Annotated in this window: 4 tRNA genes and 1 rRNA gene; all 5 read right to left on the reverse strand. The window is 47.6% G+C overall.

Annotation, left to right across the window (positions count from 1 at the left end):
• Positions 1–131: 131 nt before the first annotated feature.
• Positions 132–207, reverse strand: a tRNA-Val gene (locus UF05_RS07570).
• Positions 208–221: 14 nt separating this feature from the next.
• Positions 222–297: transfer RNA gene (locus tag UF05_RS07575), tRNA-Ala, on the reverse strand.
• Positions 298–329: 32 nt separating this feature from the next.
• Positions 330–405, reverse strand: a tRNA-Lys gene (locus UF05_RS07580).
• Between the two features lie 2 nt (positions 406–407).
• Positions 408–483 (reverse strand) — tRNA-Glu (locus UF05_RS07585).
• Between the two features lie 89 nt (positions 484–572).
• Positions 573–675: ribosomal RNA gene (locus tag UF05_RS07590) — 16S ribosomal RNA — on the reverse strand; the annotation flags it as partial.

Consider the following 675-nt stretch of genomic DNA (forward strand, 5'->3'; position numbering starts at 1 on the left):
TAAAGACAAACATTGAGAACTTTACAAACAACAATAAATTGTTGTTTTGTCAGCTTTCCAAATTGTTAAAGAGCTAATCACTTCTAATGAAGTAACCATTTTTAAAAGCACTCATCGAATGCGCTTAAAGATGGTGGGCGATACCGGGCTCGAACCAGTGACCCCCTGCTTGTAAGGCAGGTGCTCTCCCAACTGAGCTAATCGCCCATTGTGTCAAAATATGGTGGAGCTATGCGGGATCGAACCGCAGACCTCCTGCGTGCAAGGCAGGCGCTCTCCCAGCTGAGCTATAGCCCCATATTTTGAGTTTTAATTCCTAATGGAAGGAATGGTGGGTCGTGCAGGATTCGAACCTGCGACCAATTGATTAAAAGTCAACTGCTCTACCAACTGAGCTAACGACCCAATGGTATCCCGTAGGGGAGTCGAACCCCTGTTACCGCCGTGAAAGGGCGGTGTCCTAGGCCTCTAGACGAACGGGACACTGGATTGAAGAGTTTGGGAACTCTTCTTCTCTTTACTTTATAAACCGTATCAATCTGTGTGGGCACTCATCGTGAGTAATCATCGTTTAAGGAGGTGATCCAGCGCCAGGTTCCCCTAGCGCTACCTTGTTACGACTTCACCCCAGTCATGAACCACAAAGTGGTAAGCGTCCCCCCGAAGGTTAAACTA

Source organism: Vibrio sp. S457-15, from assembly GCF_000960545.1.
Classification (GTDB): domain Bacteria; phylum Pseudomonadota; class Gammaproteobacteria; order Enterobacterales; family Vibrionaceae; genus Vibrio; species Vibrio parahaemolyticus.